This is a genomic window from Salinicola salarius (assembly GCF_002179555.1).
GTDB lineage: Bacteria > Pseudomonadota > Gammaproteobacteria > Pseudomonadales > Halomonadaceae > Salinicola > Salinicola salarius_A.
The window spans coordinates 1-440 of record NZ_NHOU01000152.1; the positions used below are offsets into that span (position 1 = coordinate 1).

Annotated in this window: 1 protein-coding gene and 1 pseudogene; both read left to right on the plus strand. The window is 63.2% G+C overall.

What is annotated here, in order from left to right; genetic code table 11:
* Positions 1–212: pseudogene (locus CCD76_RS19565) on the plus strand (IS1380 family transposase); the annotation flags it as partial.
* Positions 206–440 (plus strand): hypothetical protein (locus CCD76_RS20265; RefSeq protein ID WP_218777097.1); only part of this gene is annotated, 235 nt, incomplete at its 3' end. The pseudogene CCD76_RS19565 and the gene CCD76_RS20265, both read left to right, overlap by 7 nt.

Consider the following 440-nt stretch of genomic DNA (forward strand, 5'->3'; position numbering starts at 1 on the left):
AGCTGGGCATGACCGGCGAGCTGAGCCCGGTGCGCCATCCCGCCAAGCGGCGCCGGATCCGCACCGTGCTACAAGAGCTGGTGCATCGTGCGGCGCTCGTGGTTCAAAAGGCGCGGCAGATCATCCTCGACTTCGGGCAGGACATCGGACGCATGACGGTGTTGAACACCCTGCGAAGCCGCCTGCGCTATCCCCGAGGCACGCCATGCTGATCGTCTGTCGGACAAAGGCACCACGCAGAGAGCTGACGGTCATCGGCAGCCAGTATCAGCGTGTCCAGCGGGTAGAAATGCCTGTCAAAATGGGCTGCTCTCGTCGGTCAGCGTCGCCATGGTTGGTCCTCCCCGGTATGCGTTCAGCGGTTGAGACGGAATCGGCGGTCAGAAAATGCTCGCTGGCGGTGATAGGGGAAGTGTCGGCGCTGGCTTCACGGAATCAGG